Source organism: Vibrio fortis, from assembly GCF_000695685.1.
Lineage (GTDB): Bacteria > Pseudomonadota > Gammaproteobacteria > Enterobacterales > Vibrionaceae > Vibrio > Vibrio fortis_A.
The window spans coordinates 149,227-170,146 of record NZ_JFFR01000027.1 but is presented as its reverse complement, the minus strand read 5'-3'; the positions used below and the strand labels follow the sequence as shown (position 1 = coordinate 170,146).

20 protein-coding genes are annotated in these 20,920 nt (G+C 44.5%); 10 read left to right on the top strand and 10 right to left on the bottom strand.

Annotated features, from left to right (window positions below; genetic code table 11):
- Positions 1 to 12: 12 nt before the first annotated feature.
- From VFDL14_RS06215 to VFDL14_RS06225, 3 genes are all read right to left on the bottom strand, one after another.
- Entirely contained in the window at positions 13 to 996 is a 984-nt protein-coding gene (locus VFDL14_RS06215) for an AAA family ATPase (protein WP_032552424.1), read from the bottom strand.
- Between the two features lie 124 nt (positions 997 to 1,120).
- Positions 1,121 to 3,442: a tetratricopeptide repeat protein gene (locus tag VFDL14_RS06220; protein ID WP_152549268.1), complete on the bottom strand. Its 2,322-nt coding sequence runs from the start codon at positions 3,440 to 3,442 to the stop codon at positions 1,121 to 1,123.
- 139 nt (positions 3,443 to 3,581) lie between these two features.
- Positions 3,582 to 5,126 carry an arylsulfatase gene (locus VFDL14_RS06225; protein WP_032552423.1) on the bottom strand — a complete coding sequence of 515 codons (1,545 nt, stop codon included), beginning with the start codon at positions 5,124 to 5,126 and terminating at the stop codon, positions 3,582 to 3,584.
- A gap of 344 nt (positions 5,127 to 5,470) precedes the next feature.
- Here VFDL14_RS06225 and VFDL14_RS06230 point away from each other — a divergent pair, with 344 nt between their 5' ends.
- The 5 genes from VFDL14_RS06230 to VFDL14_RS06250 all read left to right on the top strand — a co-directional run bounded on the left by VFDL14_RS06230 (position 5,471) and on the right by VFDL14_RS06250 (position 12,014).
- Positions 5,471 to 7,033, top strand: coding sequence for an arylsulfatase (locus tag VFDL14_RS06230; RefSeq protein WP_032552422.1), 1,563 nt, complete (start codon positions 5,471 to 5,473; stop codon positions 7,031 to 7,033).
- Between the two features lie 282 nt (positions 7,034 to 7,315).
- Positions 7,316 to 8,413 carry a cytochrome-c peroxidase gene (locus VFDL14_RS06235; protein WP_032552420.1) on the top strand — a complete coding sequence of 366 codons (1,098 nt, stop codon included), beginning with the start codon at positions 7,316 to 7,318 and terminating at the stop codon, positions 8,411 to 8,413.
- A complete protein-coding gene (locus tag VFDL14_RS06240) occupies positions 8,406 to 10,817 on the top strand; it encodes a hybrid sensor histidine kinase/response regulator (RefSeq protein ID WP_032552419.1) in 2,412 nt (803 codons plus the stop codon). The genes VFDL14_RS06235 and VFDL14_RS06240 overlap by 8 nt, the downstream gene beginning before the upstream one ends.
- A gap of 210 nt (positions 10,818 to 11,027) precedes the next feature.
- On the top strand, positions 11,028 to 11,189 hold the full coding sequence (locus VFDL14_RS24575) for a hypothetical protein (RefSeq protein WP_160168797.1): 162 nt from the start codon (positions 11,028 to 11,030) through the stop codon (positions 11,187 to 11,189).
- 156 nt (positions 11,190 to 11,345) lie between these two features.
- Complete coding sequence (locus VFDL14_RS06250; RefSeq protein WP_032552920.1) at positions 11,346 to 12,014, top strand: DUF2057 family protein; 669 nt, start codon at positions 11,346 to 11,348, stop codon at positions 12,012 to 12,014.
- A 116-nt stretch (positions 12,015 to 12,130) separates the two neighbouring features.
- On the opposite strand, the gene VFDL14_RS24750 is transcribed toward VFDL14_RS06250, so the two are convergent.
- The 7 genes from VFDL14_RS24750 to VFDL14_RS06280 form a co-directional block, all read right to left on the bottom strand.
- Complete coding sequence (locus VFDL14_RS24750) at positions 12,131 to 12,280, bottom strand: hypothetical protein (RefSeq protein WP_167332354.1); 150 nt, start codon at positions 12,278 to 12,280, stop codon at positions 12,131 to 12,133.
- Positions 12,281 to 12,411: 131 nt separating this feature from the next.
- Positions 12,412 to 13,143 carry a Crp/Fnr family transcriptional regulator gene (locus VFDL14_RS06255; RefSeq protein ID WP_032552417.1) on the bottom strand — a complete coding sequence of 244 codons (732 nt, stop codon included), beginning with the start codon at positions 13,141 to 13,143 and terminating at the stop codon, positions 12,412 to 12,414.
- Positions 13,144 to 13,193: 50 nt separating this feature from the next.
- Entirely contained in the window at positions 13,194 to 13,490 is a 297-nt protein-coding gene (locus VFDL14_RS06260) for a hypothetical protein (RefSeq protein WP_032552415.1), read from the bottom strand.
- Positions 13,491 to 13,612: 122 nt separating this feature from the next.
- On the bottom strand, positions 13,613 to 14,080 hold the full coding sequence (locus VFDL14_RS06265) for a GNAT family N-acetyltransferase (RefSeq protein ID WP_032552919.1): 468 nt from the start codon (positions 14,078 to 14,080) through the stop codon (positions 13,613 to 13,615).
- Between the two features lie 27 nt (positions 14,081 to 14,107).
- Positions 14,108 to 14,323, bottom strand: a complete 216-nt coding sequence (locus tag VFDL14_RS06270) for a DUF7661 family protein (RefSeq protein WP_032552414.1) — start codon at positions 14,321 to 14,323, stop codon at positions 14,108 to 14,110.
- A 38-nt stretch (positions 14,324 to 14,361) separates the two neighbouring features.
- Positions 14,362 to 14,676, bottom strand: coding sequence for a cupin domain-containing protein (locus VFDL14_RS06275; protein ID WP_032552413.1), 315 nt, complete (start codon positions 14,674 to 14,676; stop codon positions 14,362 to 14,364).
- 204 nt (positions 14,677 to 14,880) lie between these two features.
- Entirely contained in the window at positions 14,881 to 15,642 is a 762-nt protein-coding gene (locus VFDL14_RS06280) for a nitroreductase family protein (protein ID WP_419177371.1), read from the bottom strand.
- A gap of 300 nt (positions 15,643 to 15,942) precedes the next feature.
- Between VFDL14_RS06280 and VFDL14_RS06285 the strand changes: the two genes are divergently transcribed.
- The 5 genes from VFDL14_RS06285 to VFDL14_RS0123365 all read left to right on the top strand — a co-directional run bounded on the left by VFDL14_RS06285 (position 15,943) and on the right by VFDL14_RS0123365 (position 20,918).
- Complete coding sequence (locus tag VFDL14_RS06285; protein WP_032552412.1) at positions 15,943 to 16,299, top strand: c-type cytochrome; 357 nt, start codon at positions 15,943 to 15,945, stop codon at positions 16,297 to 16,299.
- A gap of 18 nt (positions 16,300 to 16,317) precedes the next feature.
- Positions 16,318 to 17,727: a cytochrome-c oxidase, cbb3-type subunit I gene (gene ccoN, locus VFDL14_RS06290; RefSeq protein WP_032552410.1), complete on the top strand. Its 1,410-nt coding sequence runs from the start codon at positions 16,318 to 16,320 to the stop codon at positions 17,725 to 17,727.
- The gene (gene ccoO, locus VFDL14_RS06295; protein ID WP_200870303.1) at positions 17,728 to 18,342 is read left to right on the top strand and encodes a cytochrome-c oxidase, cbb3-type subunit II; all 615 of its coding nucleotides are present in this window, start codon (positions 17,728 to 17,730) and stop codon (positions 18,340 to 18,342) included.
- Positions 18,339 to 20,495 (top strand): c-type cytochrome, encoded by a 2,157-nt coding sequence (locus VFDL14_RS06300; RefSeq protein ID WP_032552407.1) that lies wholly within the window; start codon positions 18,339 to 18,341, stop codon positions 20,493 to 20,495. Before ccoO ends, VFDL14_RS06300 begins: the two co-directional genes overlap by 4 nt.
- Positions 20,496 to 20,699: 204 nt before the next feature.
- Positions 20,700 to 20,918, top strand: coding sequence for a PAS factor family protein (locus VFDL14_RS0123365; RefSeq protein ID WP_032552405.1), 219 nt, complete (start codon positions 20,700 to 20,702; stop codon positions 20,916 to 20,918).
- The last annotated feature ends 2 nt before the right edge of the window (positions 20,919 to 20,920 follow it).

Sequence of the window (20,920 nt, the reverse complement as noted above, 5' to 3'; positions counted from 1 at the left end):
AACGCCTCCCGTTTAACCAATCTCTACTGCGTCAAGCAACTCTTCGATCACTCGTTGGTGGTCAACACCATCGGCCAACGCATCATAAGATAGAGAAAAACGATGCCCTAACACAGTTGGAACCATAGCTCGCACATCATCAATTGTGACGTGGTCACGCCCTTGTAGCCATGCATAGGCTCTTGCACATTTATCAAGAGCAATTGACGCGCGCGGACTTGCTCCAATCTCTAACCATTTTGGTAGATTTGACTCGCTGTAACGCTCAGGCTTTCGCGTCGCCATAACGAGAGCAACGATATAATCTTCAACAAGTTCAGAGACAGCGATATCTGGTAATTGACGGCGCGCTTCTATGACAAGTTCAGGTTCAATATGTTGGGGGGTAATCAGTTCTGAACTGGTTTCACTCCCTAGCTCTTCACTTCTTACTAATCGAATGATGTCACGCTCAGCGGCATCTTCAGGGTAATCAACCGTGACTTTCATAATGAAACGGTCCATTTGCGCTTCAGGTAACGGGTATGTGCCTTCTTGCTCTACTGGGTTTTGGGTTGCTAACACCATGAACAATTCAGGCAATACATGGGTTTGACCACCAACAGTAATCGTACCTTCTGCCATCGCTTCAAGTAACGCCGCTTGTACTTTCGCGGGCGCACGGTTCACTTCGTCTGCCAAAACAATGCTATTAAAGATAGGACCGGCTTGAAAATGTAATTGAGGTTTACCTTCGACCTCTTGGTAGACCTCTGTACCTGTCACATCCGAAGGCAGGAGATCAGGTGTAAATTGAATACGACCAAAGCTCGCGTTAAGTAAATTCGACAGAGACTTCACTGAGCGTGTTTTTGCTGTTCCTGGTAAACCCTCTAACAAAACATGTCCATTGGTGAGTAGACCGATGACCAGAGCTCTAACAACGTAGCTCTGGCCGATGACACTTTTTTCAGTTTGTTCTATGAGTCGATTTATCGCTTGCTGTGCGTGGTTCATAGGTCATCCTTATCAATTCGATATGCTGTGTACATCCTACTCACAAGCGCTATAACTATTGGTTATAAAGGCAATAGCTACTTTTCTCACAATGGTCGTTCTGTCTTATTCCGTTAGAAGGCTATCATTTGATCATTCTTTTCAGTTGATTAACGGCATCTGGCGGTGCGATTTTCTCTAGCTGCTGAACACAACGATCGAACGCTGGTTTCACTCCCGATTGCGCTGAGTTACGTGCCAGAATTTCGCATTCTGCATAGAGGTGCTGTGGATTACGACTCGCTGCGTAAGCACGCTGTAACGCTCTGGCACTCGCGAGCACATCAACCTGCTCTAATGATAGACCATAGACATACCAGTACTGCGGATTGGTATCGCCCATTTCCGCAGCTTGCTTAAGGTATGCTCTCGCCTGATCATAGTCCTTTCCTCTTAGTGCTGCTAACCCAGCGCTGTAAGGCAATACACTCGATTTTGGCTGTGCATCAATACCTTGCTTCAGCGTCGCCATCGCTTTAGTTTCATCCCCCATAGCACGATAGAGATCCGCCAAGTTAGCGTAGCTGTTCTCAAAATAAGGCTCTATTTTTATTGCTCCTTGGTAATATTCAATTGCCTTATCGTACTGGCCAAGATCTCGATAAACATTACCCAAGTTAGTGCGTCCAAAGCCCCTGTCCGCATTAAACTCTTGTATCTCTATGTACTCTGACAAGGCCGGCTTAATAAGGTCTTTCTGCAGCGGGTTCATTTCTCTCCAATAACCAACTAAAGCTCCTGCAGCTTCACTTCGTACCGAGAGTACTGAATCAGTCAATAATGGTTCAAGTATCTGCCAACGGTCACTGAACTCGTAGCCTGAAGAGCCCGCAACAGCGCCCAAACGAATCATCTCGTTGTCATGCTTAATTGCTCTTGCTAATGAAATCAGCGTATTTTGACCCGTATTACCAGCCATACGCTCAAGGCTCGAAGCACGGATAATGTTACTTAGGCTAGAGTCTTGCGATGAATACGCTAGAGCATCCACTGCACCTCGATGCCCTATCGCATCGGCATAAAAAGCCACGGCAAAATGTTGTTGGTTACGATACTTGGACTCTGGGAACCATTTACCGATCTGAGCATCTGCCCATTGGTCGGTTTTATCTTCGTGACAGCTTGTACACACGTTCGGCGTATCAATATGCTGGCTGATATCAGGGCGCGGTACATGCCAACTGTGGTCGCGTCGCGGGTCTACCTGCATGTAGGTTGTTTCTGGCATATGGCAAGTTGTACATTGCGATGCTTCTGTCCCAGCTTGGTGGAAAGTGTGTTTTTCAGGGGTGTACTCGGAGGCGATATGACATTGGCTACATACCGCTTCTTCGGCGATCTTTAATTGAGCTGTGTGAGGATCATGACAGTTGGTACAAGTCACACCTTTCTCAGCCATTGCTGATTGTAAGAACGAGCCGTAAACATAGTCTTCATCGTAAATTTGGCCATCATGGTAGTAGAGTTCAGGTGAAATCAGGCTTAATCGGTATTTATCAAAGAAAGAGCCCTTAACATGGTCACCCGATTCATTGAGTTGTGTGCGGCGGCTGTGGCACTGCGCGCAGGTCTGCACTTGATTGGTATGAATAATATCTTTCGGTTGAAGCGTCGTATTCCCTTCTTGATATACCCACTCTTTAACCGCTTGCGATAGGTCCCGGTCAAAACCGTAATGACTGGCAGCATCAAAAGAAACACCGATTGATTGCGCTTCCCCACTTTCTGATTTGTTCGCCATGTCAATATGGTCACTTGCAGGCCCATGACAAGCCTCACAGCCAACATTAATTTCTGACCAAGTGGTTTGGTAACGATTCTGCTCTGCGTCGTAGTTTTTTTGTAAGTTGGTTGAGTGGCAATCAGCACACATAAAGTTCCAATTCTGCCCACTGTTGGTCCAGTAAAACTCATCAGTATTAGTGGTATTAGGGTAAAGATGGAACCAGCGTTGGCCCCCTGCTTCACTAGTTCGGGAATCCCAAGCGAAAGGAATCAACTGCACTCGACCATCATCAAACTCCACCATGTATTGCTGAAGTGGTTCGAAAGCGAAGGTGTAGCTGATTTTATAATCATGAAACTGACCATCAGGCCCTTCGATATTGACCCAGTATTCCTTCTCCTTTTGAAAAAAACGATTTTCTTTTCCCTCATGCATGACACGAACATCATCAAAGTCGCCCAAAACAGACGTTTTATCTGCATGTTTCATTGCCATATCGTGATGTGAACCTTGCCATGCCGCAACTTCATTCTTATGGCAGTCTATACAGGCTTCACTGCCAACGAATGTGGCATTTGGATTGGCTGAACCCGATGTAACTGGCTGAGCCTGAGAGAGAAAACTGAAACCAACGAATAGTGCCGATAATGCTAACTTCCGAATAAACCATTTAGCAGCCATAACCTTCCTTGTTACGTTGAAATACATCCATGCTTATACAAACATAGGTGAAATTTCCCTTTTTATACAAAGAATTAATGAGGAATTAAGCAGAAAATAAAAAGAAAAGAGGCTCATCTGAGCCTCTTTAAGTGAGATGTTATTTAGCTGGAGTATCTTGGAGCTTTTCCATTACCTGATCCAAGCTGAAACTCGCCGCTTTTTGTCTTGGTGGATATTCCTTAAATGTTTCGAGGAATTTACCCACGTACGCCTGAGCTGGAACGAACATATACGCGTGGTCAATCAACCAATCATAATACGAGTTCGACGTTCTATCTGCCGTCTCGTACGGGTCCATTCTTAAGTTAAACAACTTAGGCACACGTAATGGTACAAACGGTTCCGCCCAGATTTGTAGCGTACCGGTTGCACGTTGCTCCATGAACACAGCTTTCCAGTTATTGTAGCGAAGTGCTGCTAGGTCACCATCATCAGTGAAGTAGAAAATCTCAGCACGACGACCTTTGTCCTCTTCACCCGTTAAATACGGTAGGAAGTTGTAACCATCAAGGTGAACTTTAAACGTTTTGTCGCCTGCAGTATGCCCCTTCAAAAGCTTGTCTTTGATTTGGTCATCACCTGCAGCTGCTAAGAACGTTGGCATCCAGTCCATGTGGTGCATGATTTCATTCGATACGCTACCCGCTTCAATTTTGCCCGGCCAACGAACCATTGCTGGTACACGGTATGCGCCTTCCCAGTTCGTATTCTTCTCACTTCGGAACGGTGTTAAACCTGCATCAGGCCAAGTATTCATGTGAGGACCATTATCCGTGGAATAGAAAACAATCGTGTTGTCTTTGATTCCAAGATCGTCCACTTTCTTGAGTAGAACACCGACGTGGTTATCATGCTCTACCATCGCATCCGCGTAGAAACTGATGCCAGTCTCTCCGAGCTGCTGCTCTTTGACATGCGTTCTAAAGTGCATGCGCGTTGCATTCCACCAAACGAAGAAAGGTTTTTCTGCCTTAACAGCGCGATCCATAAAGTCTAGTGCCGCGTCTAACGTTTCTTCATCAACGGTTTCCATACGCTTACGCGTCAACGGACCGGTATCCTCAATTTTCCCATCTGCAAAAGATTTGATGACACCACGAGGGCCGAATTTCTTACGGAACTCAGGATCTTTAGGGTAATCTACATTCTCTGGCTCTTCTTCAGCATTCAGGTGGTAAAGGTTGCCAAAAAATTCGTCAAACCCGTGTGCTGTTGGAAGGAATTCGTCTTTATCACCGAGGTGATTTTTACCAAACTGACCTGTCATATACCCCATTGGTTTTAGCAGCTCTGCAATGGTTGCGTCTTCAGCTTGCAAGCCGATGTCAGCCCCTGGTAGGCCTACTTTACTCAGACCGGTTCGAAGAACACTTTGGCCCGTAATGAACGTAGAGCGACCTGCGGTACAAGATTGCTCACCGTAATAATCGGTAAACATCATGCCCTCTTTTGCAATACTGTCTATGTTTGGCGTTTTATAGCCCATAAGACCAAAAGTGTAGGCGCTGACGTTGGCTTGACCAATATCGTCACCCCAGATGACTAAGATGTTGGGCTTTTCAGCCGCCATCGTTGATGTTGCAGCTAGCAACGCGGAACCCAATATCGCTAGCCGACGTTTGACACCATATTTCGCTGTCATAAAAACCTCTTCTTTAGTTGTTTGCGTCCTGCCCTTCAACATATAGTTCAATATTTAAGCAATAGCGAGATTGGGTAAGCTATTAATTAATTTGTCATTTCTTATCGAATACCACCGTTAAAAAACTCGCCTATATACGTTCTACTTCATGATAGAGATCACACAACCTGCGTAAGTCAACCTAAAACAAAGACAGTAAAATTTTTTAAAATCATAGACTTAAATAAACCACATAACGAATGGTTATAACTACTATAAAAGGACAGAACCGATTTTTGAGATTAATGTTTGCTCATCGATGTGTTGACTTAACGCATTATTTTTAAAAGTAAATCGGAGTCCTTATGGGTACTAAAATTAATAAACTAGCATTAGGTGTTGGCTTATTAGCAGCTTCTTCAGCAGTGACCGCTGCAGAAAAGCCTAACATTCTTGCGATCTGGGGTGATGACATTGGTGTGTTTAACATCAGTGCATACAACAACGGTATGATGGGTTACGAAACACCAAACATTGACCGTATCGCTAATGAAGGTGCACTGTTTACTGACCACTACGGTCAGCAATCATGTACTGCGGGTCGTGCTGCATTCTTAACAGGTCAAGAACCGTTCCGTACGGGGCTGCTTACTATCGGTATGCCAGGTTCTGACCACGGTATTCCAGACTGGGCTCCAACGATTGCAGACTTACTGAAAGAACAAGGCTACATGACGGCTCAGTTCGGTAAGAACCACATGGGTGACCAAGACAAGCACCTACCAACTAACCACGGCTTTGACCAGTTCTTCGGTAACTTGTACCACCTGAATGCAGAAGAAGAGCCAGAAACGTACTACTACCCTAAAGATCCTGAGTTTCGTAAGAACTTCGGCCCTCGTGGTGTTATCAAGTCTACGGCTGACGGTAAGATCGAAGACACAGGCCCAATGACGCGTAAGCGTATGGAGCATGCGGATGAAGAGTTCCTAGAAGAATCTCTGGCGTTTATGGAAAAAGCTGTGAAGGCTGACAAACCATTCTTCATCTGGCACAACACTACACGTATGCACGTTTGGACTCGTCTACAAGAGAAGTACCAAGGTAAATCAGGTATCAGCATCTACGCTGACGGTATGTTAGAGCACGATGACCACGTTGGTGTGCTTCTAGACAAGCTGGACGAACTGAAAATCGCAGACAACACCATTGTTATCTACTCAACAGATAACGGTGCAGAGACAGTATCTTGGCCTGACGGCGGCGCAACTTACTTCCACGGTGAGAAAGGCACAACTTACGAAGGCGGTATGCGTGTACCACAACTTGTTCGCTGGCCTGGTGTGATTGAACCGGGTACTAAGATCAACGACATCATGGCACACCAAGACTGGATTCCAACGCTTCTAGCAGCAGCTGGTGATGATAAAGTTGTAGAGAAATTGGCGTCTGACGACGGTGCTCGTTACAACGGTAAGAACTGGCGCGTTCACTTAGACGGCTACAACTTCCTACCTTACTTCGAAGGTAAAGAAGAGCAAGGCCCACGTGACAGCCTACTGTACTTCTCTGCAAACGGTGAGCTTAACGCTGTTCGTTGGAACGACTTTAAGATTTCGTTCGCGGTAATGGACGGTAACATTGTTGATGCGGTTCGCTTCCAACCAAACTGGCCTCAAGTAGTACATCTACGTGCTGACCCGTTCGAAAAAGCACCTCACGAGTCTGGCATGTACCTACGTTGGATGGCAGACAACATGTGGCTATTCGTACCAGTAGGCGGACAAGTTCAAGAGTTCATGGCTACCCTACCTGATTACCCAATGCAGCAGAGCCAAGTATTGAACCCAGGTAACTTCAACCAAGCTGCTTACTCGCTACAAGGTCGACTACAACAGCTTGAAGCTGCGGCGAAGCAAGCACAATAAGCTTTACTCTCAAGTAGAGTGAACAACAAAAAACCGTGAGGACTCTGTTCTCGCGGTTTTTCATTTTTGGTCTCACAAACAGTCTGAGTTATTAAAAGAAGAGCATCCTTGCAAGCATTACAATATGAAACTAAATTTATAAAAGTTTAACAAGGCTTGTACGTTGAGATTATTTGATGAGATCATTTGAAAGCCGAGCGAATTATGCGAAACCACTTACTCAGCTGATTTACCCAACAACTACGCCGTGTTATTTATCGTTCATTAGATGGAACTAATGTTATGAAAATACCGTATCTCGTTGGACTCGGCGTTATTGTTACTATGTCGGTCGTCGTTCTTGTCTACGACGCGCTCATTCGACCTAACCACACGAGCGCGGTTTCTCACGATAGACATCAGCACAATGAATATCATCATCTAGAAAAAACTCAACTGACAATTAAAGACGGTCACTCACCTTCCAATATTGAGCACAATAACGCGCTCTCACAACATAGAATCACTCCTATACCAACGAATCTTATCGTGAACCAACCGCTTGCCAAGGTGGGTTGGATGCTATTTAAAGATCGCAACTTATCTTCAAACCGCAGTATCAGTTGTGAAAGTTGTCACCACCTTCAAACCAACGGTGCCGAGGTGATTCCCATTTCAATTGGTGTAAACGGGGCTGGGATGCGTAACTCTCTAACGGTGTTTAACACCGCTTACAACTATCGATTCTTCTGGGATGGTCGAGTTAACACGTTGAACTCTCAAATTGATGGTCCAGTGCATAACACAGCAGAAATGGACTCTAACTGGGCTCTCATTACAAACTACGTGTCTCAATCTGAGCAATATGAGTTGTTGTTCTCTGAACTGGGTTTAGAGATCAATGAACAGTCTATCAAATTAAGTTTGGTTGAGTTCATGAACGCCCTCACAACGCCTAACTCCCCTTTCGACAGATACCTAAAAGGCGATGAAAATGCGATTGGTGAAAACGCCAAGCAAGGTTGGCAGACCTTTCAGGATGAGGGCTGTATTCGTTGTCATCAAGGCACCAACATCGGCGGCGGAATGGTGATGCGATTTGGTTACTTTGGATTGACCAAAACTGGGCAAGAGCGAAGCCACGACCAAGGCCGATATATGTTTACTGGTAAAGAGATTGATAGGCACCTATTCCGAGTCGCGAGCTTACGGAACGTCGCTATCACAGCTCCGTACTTCCATGATGGTCAAACCGATTCACTCGATGAAGCGATTAAAATCATGGGGGAAAGTCAACTTGGAAAAACATTTGAAGATGAAACCATAGCGCAATTAAAAAGCTTCCTAGAAACCCTAACCGGACAACGCCCTCACATTTTAGAGGTGTTCGAAAATGAATAAATTCAAACTACTCTCACTGTTTTTTGCGTCTATGTTTGTAGGCCTAATCGGTTACATCACTTTAGCGTACTCTGAATACGGAAAAGTCATCAATTATGGGGAGGCTACTCGCGAGCTCGGCCATAAAGTACTAGAAAAAAGAGACACCATCGCTGGCAGTATGATAAATGGGATTTCCAATCCTTATGAGATCTCTGCGAGCCTAGTGCAGTTAGAAAAAGATCTGCAGCAACTTCACCAAACATACGCTAACACAGAGATACACGCATTCTTATTTAAAGAACTGGAAACCCAAGCCTTATTGGATAGCTTCTACTTTCGTTCCATGGAAACTGTAGACCACCTCGACCATATTGTGGGCCATACAGTAATGCGTCAGTTCATCCTTCAATCTCTCACTGATTTGCTGGTCAGCTCCTCAACGAACGAGCCACAAAACCAGATCTACGGTACTTTGCTCTCGAACATCTCTGCTTTAGAGCAATCTCTTAATGATGATTCTAGTTATATAAACCAACAAGCATTGGATTCTGCGACTTCTCCATTGATAACCGAGGAAACACTAAGGCTTGCCATAACTTTTAAAGAGATTGAGCAACAACATAGGCAGTTAATTTCAAAGGCATTATCTCCAGAACATATTACTTATCTCGACCAGATCGAACATGGCTTTATCGACTTACAAGATTACCTTAATCGACTCATTGCCAGCATCACAACAGCACTTGTTATACTGTTCTTCGCACTTTGCATTACCATCGCGATATGGCGTTATTATGAACTGAAAGCGAACGCGGTCGCTTATCAAATAGCGGCAGACAATGCGGAGAAAGCCAACAACGCCAAATCTTTATTCCTCGCAACCATGAGTCATGAGTTACGTACTCCGATGAATGGTGTATTAGGTATCGCGCAAATCATTCGTGAAGATTCGAAAGAACAAAACACGCGTAAACAAGCGCAAGTCATCATCGATTCTGGTCAACACCTGGTCACTATTTTGAACGACATTCTCGACTTCTCTAAAGTAGAGCAAGGCAAAATGGAGCTTGAAAGCAGCCCATTCTCAATTCCCGATCTCACCGTTCACTTAGACAAAACACTTACCTCTCTCGCGGAAGACAAAGGCATTAAACTCATCATCAAAAACAACGTGCCACAAAACATCCAATTAGTTGGAGACCAAGCGAGAACTCGGCAGATACTGTTTAACTTGGCGGGTAATGCGGTTAAATTTACCGAAAAAGGACAAGTTGAACTCGAATTCAATATGCAAGATACATCACCAGCCACGGTCCAAATGCGGGTTACAGATACCGGTATTGGTATTGCTGAAGATAAGATAGAAGGAATCTTCAGTGCTTTTGAGCAAGCTGAACTCTCAACAACTCGTAAATTTGGAGGTACAGGACTTGGGCTATCTATCGTGAAACAGTTAGTCGAGTTGATGGGTGGAAACATTTCAGTATCGAGTCAGCTCAACGTCGGAACACAGTTTGTCGTCAGCATTCCATTTGAGCTAAAACAATTAGAACAACAGACTGAGCAAAAAACCGTTGAGTCACACGGTATTGCTCTCAGCAACTTCACTGTATTGCTTGTCGAAGACAATAAAATTAACGCCATGGTGATCAAGAAGTTCTGTGAGTCGCTCAACCTCAAGGTAGACAATGCTTACGATGGGCTTCAAGCCTTAGACAAGCTCAAGAAGCAATCATATGACCTAATCATCATGGACAATCATATGCCTCACATGAGCGGTATAGAAGCCATTCGAAACATTAGGCAAGAGCTGAAACTAAAGACGGCCATATTTGCTTGCACTGCCGATGTATTTAAAGAAGCTCATGATGAGTTTATTGAGTGTGGCGCTAACTTTGTACTGACTAAACCTCTCCAAAAAAACAGCCTGCAAAACGCAATCGAGCAATTTGAACAACTATTTCAAGATAATCGAGACAACCGCACACAAGATTGTAACACGGGAATTCCCTGCAACGTCACTCGTTTAACACGCTATCCAACAGACAAGCTGCCGATGACTGAAGAAGAACTTTCTACCAGTAATCTGCTGTCTCCTGAGCATCTTTCTCATCAAGAGAAGATTGAATATTTGCAATCACTGAAAGCTGAATTTGACGTTCAGATTGATGCACTGATCGAAGTGTTTACGCATTCCCAACCCGATGAAATTAGCCCCATCATTCAGACGATTAAAGAGGTTTCATTACGATTCGATATGTCCGAAATATTAATGCTTATTGAAGAGGTTGAACTTGATTTGAATGACGAGAACATGCCCCCAGCAGAGCTGTTGCAAAAGATAATCAACCGTTTAACGGTTAATAGTCACCAAGCAAAACGACTCATCGATAAATATCAACAACAATTAAAAACGGGTTAACTCTAAGCCAAAGTTATATTGATGTTTTATGAATATCGATATGTTCTTGGACAGTCAGAAAACTCAAAAAGAACAAAGAGGTAGACTAAATTTCGGCAATGGTGAGCGAGCAATATCACAAATTGACAATTATATCATTTGTACTATTTTTAAAGCTCATGCAGAGGCTAATCCTCAGCGCAAATTGTACTTCAGACTTAAGGACACAAGATGAAATACATAATTATTGCTCTCTTTGCACTTGCACCTGCCATGACGTTCGCTTCTTCCTTAGCGACGCCGTATGTCCCTTGCTATGTTGATGGTGACTTCGTGGGTAACATGGAGATCCCGATTTGTAAGAAGGACAACGGTTACTTCTATTTAGAATAATCGTTAAAATGAGTGACTAGCTGTTCGGTCACTCATCACTGTTTATTTCAGTTACGTTAAGATTCCGCAAAATATCCTTAATTTCATAGACATCGCTTGAACTCGACGCGCGTGCGTGAGATTGTAATTCCTTCTTTCCAAACAACTTGCCCGATTATGAAAACGACACAAAAGATTGCCTTAATCACTGCATTGGTAGCGGCACCTTTCGCTTATGCAGACGTTGAAATCAAAGTCCCTTCAAGTGTGGACATCTTAGCGGTTAACGAAAGTAAACCAGACTTAGATGGCGGACTTTTCTCATCTCATAAAACCATGACTCTGCCAGATGGTCAGAACCAAATTGTATTCCAATATCAGGTAGCCTTTGATCAAGGTAACGACCGTGAATTCATCGACAGTGACACCATCATCGCGACCTTTGATGCGAGTAGCACCACACTGACATTCAATATGCCTAAGTACCGCAATATCAGCGCTGCAAAAGAAGGCATGAAAGATCTTCAATGGAGTCTTGTTGATTCAGACCAGCAAACAGTTGAGATCAAAGAAGACACGTTAGTGAAAAAAGGCATGCAGATTGGGCGAAACTACCCAACAGAAGCTGCAAACTACAATAAGCAAGGTGGTGTCGCAGCATTGGCTAGCGCAACAGCTTCGGCAGCAACGATTAATGCGGCAGCGGCAAATACCCCTGTTCAGCCTGTAACACTACCAGCGAATGTAAAAGCGTCAGACAATACTACGGAAGAGATGCTGTATTTCTGGTATGAAAAAGCCGATGACGCGACGAAGCAACGCTTCAAAGAGTTTGTGAATAAGTAGCTATAACAAGTGCGCGATGTTCAAAAGTGCACTTGGCCAAGGTTCACAATAGAAAAAATTCCAAATAAAAAAGCTTCAAAATAGAAAAGCTGGTTTGACACCAGCTTTTCTATTTTCTATACATCTCTAACTTCACCATCAATCCTTGTTGGCCACCCCAATCGTTCGTACTCTAACGCGAGCATGTAAGCGCAACGTTGTGACACCGTCGCCTTTATCCATACACCGATACCACAGATTTTGTATTCCAACACTGACATCTTCATTTAAGCTTCCTGTTACTTATCACTGATTTATAATTTCTGTATTCGGCTCTAAATTTATAGAAAACTTGGTGGCTAGTATGTTCCGAAAAGAACATAAAACAGCATTTACTGATATAAAAATTAATTATGTGTTATTCGCCGGATAATTGTGGCACTAACCTGTCAGAGGGGTCTCTCAACATCAGGTTCATCGGCGAAATGCAGTGGTAAAGAACATCGAAATCAGAGATCACCACCCTGCCTCGATGCGTCTTAATTCCTTGCTTTTTCTCTAGGTTTTTTAAGACTTCATTCAAGCGTGGGCGTGAGATTCCAGTAATCGAACTCAGCTGGCTTTGGGAAACATCGATTCTTGCCACATCATTGACGTCCGTGTTTTGTCTCGCGGCAAGCTCTAACAGCACATAAACGGTTTTCTGTTCCTTTTCATGAATCGAGGTCAAGTACGCTTGCATCCACACCGAGTAGCTTTGCGTCGCACAATGTAGCAACCACTTGTAGACTTCAGGCACTTTTTCCGCCAAATCACGAACCTTTTTTCGAGGAAAGAAGATCATAGAGAGAGGATTGACCTCCTCAGCAACCGCGAACAGTTGATATTCCTTGTAAACCGCTAATGCCCCTATCCAATCCCCTCTACCAATGACACCACCAGACATGTGATGCATATTTTGTGTCGAAAAACAGAGTCCAGCAGAGCCGCTTAAGATGTAATAGACCCCTGGAACATTCTGATAACGTTTCGTGATTTCTAGCGCATCAATCCCCTGTTTAAGTACAGCGATTTGCTTGAGTTTTTCAATCACAATCTTGGAGAGGTCACACGGCCAATTAATCTGGTCATAAAGGTGAGCGTCTATCATGGTAAGTTCCTGAGAAGCGGCGAAGTCGATATTACAAAAGTGCCAAAACACTAATAAAACGCGCTACCAATCAACAGAACAAACAACAATGAAATGACCTTAGTGAAGAGTACAACCCAAACACAATCACCAACGGATGAATGAGTTGCTTTAGTCAGTAAGAAGACAAATGAGATTAAGCTCAATACGCCTCCAACACTTGGAATAAGTGCAATGATTGAGACGATAAAAGCAATCAGCGCTAAGGACTTAAAATCCGCAGATACGAAAGACATTTTCGAAGCAATGTACATACAACAAGTTGTAATGAGTACATCGACGGCAAAGGACAAGGCTTCTAAACCCATTATGATCCTTACTCAAAGGTTCCATTAAGTTAATGGTTTTGCTAACCGGAAAATTATCAAGCTGACCTGTCAGCAACAACCGTAGATTTACTGAAAATGCGTCAATTCCAGACTGAAAATATCTAGTCTAATAGCTTTTCCATCACAAAATTATTCATGGTTTGCCCACGGACTTCGATAGTCTGTTCATTCACTACAGAGAATCCAAAGTGCTCGTAAAAAGGACGCGCTGTGATGCTTACTTCAGAAAAGACCCTTTTTAATCCCTTTTGTCTTGCTAAGTCCAATACGTGTGACATGAGTTGTCGGCCGACGCCTCGTCCTTGATATTCATGATGACAAAAGAAATGGTCTATCAACCCGCTCTCTTGCAAGTCTGTATACCCAACAACGACGCCTTCCAGTTCAACAACAAAGGGACGGATTTTATCCATCTTGTTTTTCCAAACCTCCATTGAAAACTCAGAAGGTGCCCACGCTTCAACCTGAGCCTGACTGTAGTGTCGGATGTTTACGTTTCTCACGGTATTAAAAAACAGGTCCCACAAATGCGTTGCATCTTCGGGTTGATACTCTCGAATAATCATCAGAATGCCTTTTCTGAACATTTGTTTCGGTTAAATCTCTACAACATCAGGGAACTCTGATCTTGCGAACTCATGGTAAATATCAGCAAGGTAAGTTCTCAACTCTTGCTCTTGAAGATCAGATGGAATCACAACGTCGTATACTCTTGATCGCATGGAAGTATCAGATTCTTTAAATAGTAGCCATTCGTCGCCCTTGCGTTGTACCGACATTTTTTGCCCATACACGTTAAATTTAATAAACATACTGTTACCTCTACTCCATCTTATTTCAGTCACATCACCTAGCGATAGAAAACAGCGAGCCAAACAGTGGCTTCATCAGCGGCCGTGCGCACAACCTTGTGCTTCTGGTGTGCTTTGATGTTGATGTAATCACCCGAGTTCAAAGTCACTTCTGAACCATTTTCAAAACCGATAACCCCTTGTCCACTCAACACCAATACCCATTCATGTTCATCTTGGTCATACCAACCCGTTTCTGGTGAACTTTGCCCTTTCGAAACGATACGTTCAATGCGAATACTCTCGGTAGAGACAATATCCTCAAATATCTCATTTGGAATGTCTTTGGGTATCTCTGAAAACAGGTTTGGCATAGTCGTTCCTTAGGTTCGAACCGTTAGATAAGCAACTGGATTATAAGCATATTAAGAGTGTCTGTTTGTTACGATGACGTCAACCGTAATAAGACAAGGAATGGAAAATCACGACAAGGAATTGAGAATCGAGGGTGGATGAAAGCCAGAGCTCACGATAGAAAAAAACCTACCACATAGGGTAGGGTTTTCATCATTGAAGTGTTAGTGACTTTTTATCACAGTGTCCATCTCGACTCTTTGACGATCACCGTAGATGCCCTCATCCGTTCGGACACCACAACTCACAATCATAGTGATCTGGTCACTGTCACGTAAGCCGAGCAGAGCTTTCACTCGTTTCGAATCGAAGCCTTCCATCGGGCACGTGTCGTACCCTTTTTCACGCATTGCATACATAAAAGTCATTGCGGCGAGGGAAACACTTTTGTGTAAGCAAACTCGAACATCGGTTTTACTGACTTCTCTCACCATAGGTTTGTTGCGACCAAGCCACCAGCTATAGGCCTTGCGGAAAACACCTCGAATCCCGAAAGCGTCGTTGTTGTAAACCATTGGAATCAAGGTTTCGTAATATTTGAGAGCGCGCTTTGCTGCGGCGTCTTCACGACCTTGAAATGCCTCACGTACTTTTTGAGCGTTACGCTGCGCACGCTCTTGCCAGTTGTGTGTTGTCGCGACAAACACGACAAGCTCATTCGCCGTTTTAGCCGCGTTCTGGCCCATGCAATATTCAGCAAGCTTTTCACGTTTGTCGGAAGAGATAACACGATGAAACTCCCACATCTGCATATTGCTGCTATTTGGTGCCAAAGTCGTTAACTCTAGTGCTGTCACAACATCATCATGGTTAAACTCTGCGTTCGCATCGTATTTTCTAACTGAACGTCGTGTATTTACAATCGTTTCAAAGGTCGAGGATTGGTGTTCTAGCGGCATGTCAGGCTCACAAATAGGTTGACTCATAACGTGCTCTCAAAGAGCAAAGTTCTGATCATACTTGATACGAACCCAGCCGCAACTCAATTCTAACTTCGCTTTCTGTTGTTTTTCTTTCAGTTGAACTAATCCGAAACCTGCAGACTTTACGTATTACAGAGACAACAAAAAGAAAACCTTTCCATTTAGCGCATCTACATAGTTGCGCAGTAGCCTTTAAAGTTCGCATTTATCAGACCTAAATGCACATAACAACGCGATTGTGCTGCTTGGCAGCTGAGAATTGGCCACTTAGCAATGTATCTTCACACTTCTAAGGAAACAGTGATGAGCTTAATTCAAGATCGATGGAATCCGAAGACACTATTCACCTCTCTGGTTGTCACAACTGCTCTCTTTTCCTCCGCGCATGCTTCAAGCAGCGATGAGCAATTCGAGATAGGCAAACAAAAAGCCAAGGTATGCATGACCTGCCATGGCGAAGACGGCATCTCAACTCAAGAGCCCTACCCAAATCTACGCGGTCAAAAAATGGGGTATCTAATTTCATCGCTTAAAGACTATCAAACTCGCGAGCGTACCAGTGGACTTGCCGTTTTAATGCAGCAACAAGCTGATGCTCTTTCTGACCAAGACATTGAGGATATCTCCTACTTCTACTCGCAACTCGGCAACGAAAAGTAACCTTTACAGGAGCTTGTTATGGATAACGTGACAACGCAATACAGTGTGAAGGTGGTTAAGTACTTCATTCTGGCATCTTTCGTCTGGGCCATTTTAGGAATGTTAATCGGGGTGATTCTCGCTGCGCAGCTCTACTGGCCCATCCTAAATTTCGACTCTCAGTACTTTCAATTCGGCCGCCTGCGCCCGCTTCACACCTCCGGCGTTATCTACGGATTCGTCGTTAATATCCTTATGGGGACTTCGCTCTACATTGCGCAGCGAACCGGACATTGCCAACTCTTCAACAAAAGCTTGGCGTGGATGGTGTTCTGGGGATGGCAGCTCGTTCTATTACTTGCCTTGATTTCACTCCCAGCGGGCTACACCACTTCTAAAGAGTACGCTGAACTAGAGTGGCCAATCGACTTGTTAATTGTTTTTGTTTGGGTTCTTTACGCCGTTCTCTTCTTTGGCACGATAGCCAAACGCAAGGTAGGACATATTTTTGTTGCTAACTGGTTCTTTGCGGCATTCATTATCGTTATCGCGATGATCTTTATCATCAACAATCTTGCTATGCCTGTTTCAGCAATGAAGTCATACTCGGTATTTGCTGGCGCTCAAGACGCTATCGTCCAATGGTGGTGGGGCCATAATGCAGTTGGCTTCCTGCTTACAGCTGGGATCATCGGCATGAACTACTACTTCATCCCCAAAGCCGCTGACCGTCCGATTTACTCATACCGTCTATCCGTGATCCACTTTTGGGGCTTAGTCGGTTTCTATACTTGGGCAGGAACCCACCATTTGATTTACTCCTCTGTTCCTGTTTGGGTACAAAACATCGGCATTGTGATGTCATTGATTCTTTGGCTTCCTTCGTGGGCGGGTGCGTTCAACAGCGCAATGACACTGCTTCAGAACAAAGAGAAACTCAAAAACGACTACATCCTGTTGTTCTTCTTTTCTGCCATTCTCTACTACTGCTTAGCGACATTCGAAGGCCCTCTACTTGCGATTCGCTGGTTTAACATGCTCGCTCACAATACCGAATGGGTTATCGGGCACGTTCACTCAGGCGCACTAGGTTGGGTCGGAATGTCAGGCATTGCGGTCTTCTACTACTTCATTCCTCGACTGTGGAATAAAACCGAACTGTGGTCACCAAGGCTACTTAAATGGCATTTTTGGCTCGCGCATGCTGGGGTTGCTCTTTACGCCATTGCACTGTGGGTCGCAGGTATCGGCGAAGGCTACATGTGGCTAACACAAAACGACAACGGCGAATTAGTTTACAGCTTCGTACAAGCTATGGACTTCAAGGCTCCGTGGTTGTTCCTGCGTTTCTTTGGTGGAGCTCTGTTTGTGTTGGGTCTGCTATTGATGGCCGTCAACCTCTACAAAACTGTTCGCATGCCGATCGCGCTTATAGCAAAGGAGGCATAGATTATGAGTAAAGACTTCACTCAATCGGTTTGGATCCTGATTATCACAACGGTCGTCGTCGCCTCCTTCTCACTATTGGTATGGGTTGTCCCTAATATTGTGCGCACCGCAGATATAGCCGAAGGAAGCTTAGCTAAGCCCTTCACTGCACTGGAGCTAGCTGGCCGTGATATCTACATCAGCGAAGGGTGCCATGTATGTCATACACAGATGGTTCGCCCACTCGCTCCCGAGGTAAAGCGCAACGGTCGTGCGAACCAAGAAGCTGACGACATCTACGAATTCCCAAACCTTTGGGGCTCAAAACGTACTGGACCAGATCTTACTAACCTAGGTCGAAAATATTCTGACCAGTGGCACGTTATCCATCTCATCAATCCTAGACAAGTCGTACCCACTTCAATCATGCCTGCATATCCTTGGCTGTTTGAACAAACGCTTTCAGGTGATGACATTGGGGACAAGATGAAAACGCTGCGAACTCTCGGTGTGCCATACACAGATAGTGAGATCAGCGAAGCGAGGCTACAAGTAAGAGGTAAAACCAAAGCAGAAGCGCTCATTCGTTACTTACAAAGCCTCGGGCAAGATACAGCACAGGAGGTGTCGCCATGAGTACATTCTGGAACTGGTGGGCGATCATTTGCACCCTAGTCTTCTTTGTTTTAATGGTTTCTGTGGTTGTTAAATATTGGCGCAGTAACCATAAAGCCGACCAAGACCATACCGTCGGTACTTTTGATAACATTGAAGAGAAAGACGCGCCTCCACCTAAGTTGTTATTTGTTAGTTACGCCATCGCTTTTGTTATTTCTGCTGGTTACCTCGTGCTGTACCCCGGTATGGGGGAATGGAGAGGTCTAGTTGATTGGCAACAGAGCGATGACAGATTGAGTTCCCCGTCTACCTCGCTGGACGAGCAAATGGCAATGCAGACTCAAACCGATCTCAACATCTTAGCTTTGGTACCTGAAATTGTTGCCAGTGGCCAAATTCTGTTTCAAACCCATTGCGCAGCATGCCACAGAGACAATGCTCAAGGTCAGAAACATTTCCCCAATCTCATTGATCAAGAGTGGTTATACGGTGGTGACGACAATGCCATTATCCACTCTATCGCCAAAGGCAGAAACGGCGCGATGCCGGGTTGGAATGAGATTCTGAGACCTGATGAGATATCTAAAATGTCTTACTATCTGGCCTCTCTCAATCAGCGTCACACCGATGTGCCAGAGGTCAAAGTCGAACTGGGCAAGAGCCTTTTCATACAAAACTGCGCTTCCTGTCATGCTGATGGCACTGTTGCTAATCCTACTATTGGTGTACCAGATCTCTCAGACAGTATTTGGCTGCACGGCGGCAGTATCGAAGAGATACAACACACAATCAATTACGGCCTCAACAACTTGATGCCAGCCTTTGAAGGGCAACTTACAGCAAACGAGATTCTTGCTCTGGGCGCTTACATCCGTCATTCAGAACATACCGAAGTAGAAAGACTTGCTGCCTTAAAAGCGGACTCGGTTGAACGTGGTGAATACCTTGCTCATGCCGGAGACTGTGTTGCTTGTCATAGTGCAGAAGGTGGGGAACCCTTTGCAGGCGGCCTGCCGTTTGTGACTCCGTTTGGTACTGTTTACTCGACCAATATCACTCCTCACGCCAGTGAAGGCATCGGTCGATATGATTTTGATGACTTTAGGGATGCATTGGTCAAGGGTAAAGGTAAAGAGGGCTACCTCTATCCAGCAATGCCCTACACTTCCTATCAATACCTCACTGACCAAGACATGATAGACCTTTGGGAATATATGCAGTCAATCCCTGCGGTTTCTCGTCGAAATGACGATAACAGCATGATATTCCCATCCAACATCAGACTGGGACTGTTAGGCTGGAACATTGTCTTTATGGACACAGACCCAATCGACTATCAAGTGCCACAAGAACTTAAAGAGAGTGTGGAAGACGTCGAGAAGTGGCAACAGGGCAAATACTGGGTGGCTGGGCTCGGGCACTGCTCTGAGTGTCACACCCCAAGAAATATCGCTCAAGCCTTGATACCTGAACGTATATTCCAAGGCAACTTAATTGATGGTTGGAACGCTCCAGATATTACTGCTAACGAGCTCTATATCGATGGATGGGATGAAAAGACGTTAACGGACTTCTTGAACACTGGTCACTCAGACAAAGGCACCGCTTTTGCTGGCATGGCTGACGTGGTAAAAAATAGCTTGAGCTTAATGACGCGGGAAGATATCGAATCAATGTCGTATTACCTGTTACAAGGTGACACCCACAATATGATTTCACCTGACGCAGTTCCTTTGCAGCCGAAAGGTTTTGATGAAGCAGCGTATCAGTCTGATATCTACACGACCTACCGTCAAACTTGTGGAGCTTGTCACGGTGATGATGGTAAAGGCCGAGACCCAATTGCCCCTACTCTGCTAAACAACGGGATCATCATGCACAGCGATCCGTTTAATACTGTTGCAGTAACGGTTCGAGGCCTACAACCAACCTATCTCGATAAAGATAGAAACTTCATGCCAATGGCCAGTTTTGAAGAGGTACTCTCAGACCAGAGTTTGGCAGAACTCATCACCTTTGTACGTAAAAACCTAGGAGACAGGCACGACCCTGTTACACCGGAATACGTTCGAGAAGTGAGAGAGACCTTAGAAGCGGCGGGATACGCTGGCGGGTTGCACACAACCCCTGATATGTATGACCGGAGAGACAACAATATCCACATCAAATAACGATATTTGTTGGCTTAAAAGGACATTATCTAGCAAAAGAGACCTGCTCAAGGTCTCTTTTTTACATTATTGAGTCATTATTCATTAGAGATCAATCACTAAACATAACGATTAATTAACACATATTGCGATCGAAATCCCAGAAACAATACTACACAGAGTGCATAATGATTTCATTTTTAACAGATGTACTAAGGACAGTTTATGGATAAATCCACTCTCATTTACAACACCCTTGAAGGGCTATCGAATGCAGAGCCGCAAGAATTCGCTCAAATTCGTCAAGATCTTTACAACCAATTAGGTCTGACGTTCGAACAACAAACTGCACTTTATACTCGTGTTTTAGGCCCTGCTGGTGCCGGAAAATTAACTGACATCGACAACGCTGTACAGTCGGCTTGTCAGCTACTTGGCGAATAATC

Coding starts and splice junctions, on each gene's coding strand:
- VFDL14_RS06215 (WP_032552424.1), bottom strand. CDS start 996: ATGAACCACGCACAGCAAGCGATAAATCGACTCATAGAACAAACTGAA.
- VFDL14_RS06220 (WP_152549268.1), bottom strand. CDS start 3,442: ATGGCTGCTAAATGGTTTATTCGGAAGTTAGCATTATCGGCACTATTC.
- VFDL14_RS06225 (WP_032552423.1), bottom strand. CDS start 5,126: ATGACAGCGAAATATGGTGTCAAACGTCGGCTAGCGATATTGGGTTCC.
- VFDL14_RS06230 (WP_032552422.1), top strand. CDS start 5,471: ATGGGTACTAAAATTAATAAACTAGCATTAGGTGTTGGCTTATTAGCA.
- VFDL14_RS06235 (WP_032552420.1), top strand. CDS start 7,316: ATGAAAATACCGTATCTCGTTGGACTCGGCGTTATTGTTACTATGTCG.
- VFDL14_RS06240 (WP_032552419.1), top strand. CDS start 8,406: ATGAATAAATTCAAACTACTCTCACTGTTTTTTGCGTCTATGTTTGTA.
- VFDL14_RS24575 (WP_160168797.1), top strand. CDS start 11,028: ATGAAATACATAATTATTGCTCTCTTTGCACTTGCACCTGCCATGACG.
- VFDL14_RS06250 (WP_032552920.1), top strand. CDS start 11,346: ATGAAAACGACACAAAAGATTGCCTTAATCACTGCATTGGTAGCGGCA.
- VFDL14_RS24750 (WP_167332354.1), bottom strand. CDS start 12,280: ATGAAGATGTCAGTGTTGGAATACAAAATCTGTGGTATCGGTGTATGG.
- VFDL14_RS06255 (WP_032552417.1), bottom strand. CDS start 13,143: ATGATAGACGCTCACCTTTATGACCAGATTAATTGGCCGTGTGACCTC.
- VFDL14_RS06260 (WP_032552415.1), bottom strand. CDS start 13,490: ATGGGTTTAGAAGCCTTGTCCTTTGCCGTCGATGTACTCATTACAACT.
- VFDL14_RS06270 (WP_032552414.1), bottom strand. CDS start 14,323: ATGTTTATTAAATTTAACGTGTATGGGCAAAAAATGTCGGTACAACGC.
- VFDL14_RS06275 (WP_032552413.1), bottom strand. CDS start 14,676: ATGCCAAACCTGTTTTCAGAGATACCCAAAGACATTCCAAATGAGATA.
- VFDL14_RS06280 (WP_419177371.1), bottom strand. CDS start 15,642: ATGAGTCAACCTATTTGTGAGCCTGACATGCCGCTAGAACACCAATCC.
- VFDL14_RS06285 (WP_032552412.1), top strand. CDS start 15,943: ATGAGCTTAATTCAAGATCGATGGAATCCGAAGACACTATTCACCTCT.
- ccoN (WP_032552410.1), top strand. CDS start 16,318: ATGGATAACGTGACAACGCAATACAGTGTGAAGGTGGTTAAGTACTTC.
- VFDL14_RS06300 (WP_032552407.1), top strand. CDS start 18,339: ATGAGTACATTCTGGAACTGGTGGGCGATCATTTGCACCCTAGTCTTC.
- VFDL14_RS0123365 (WP_032552405.1), top strand. CDS start 20,700: ATGGATAAATCCACTCTCATTTACAACACCCTTGAAGGGCTATCGAAT.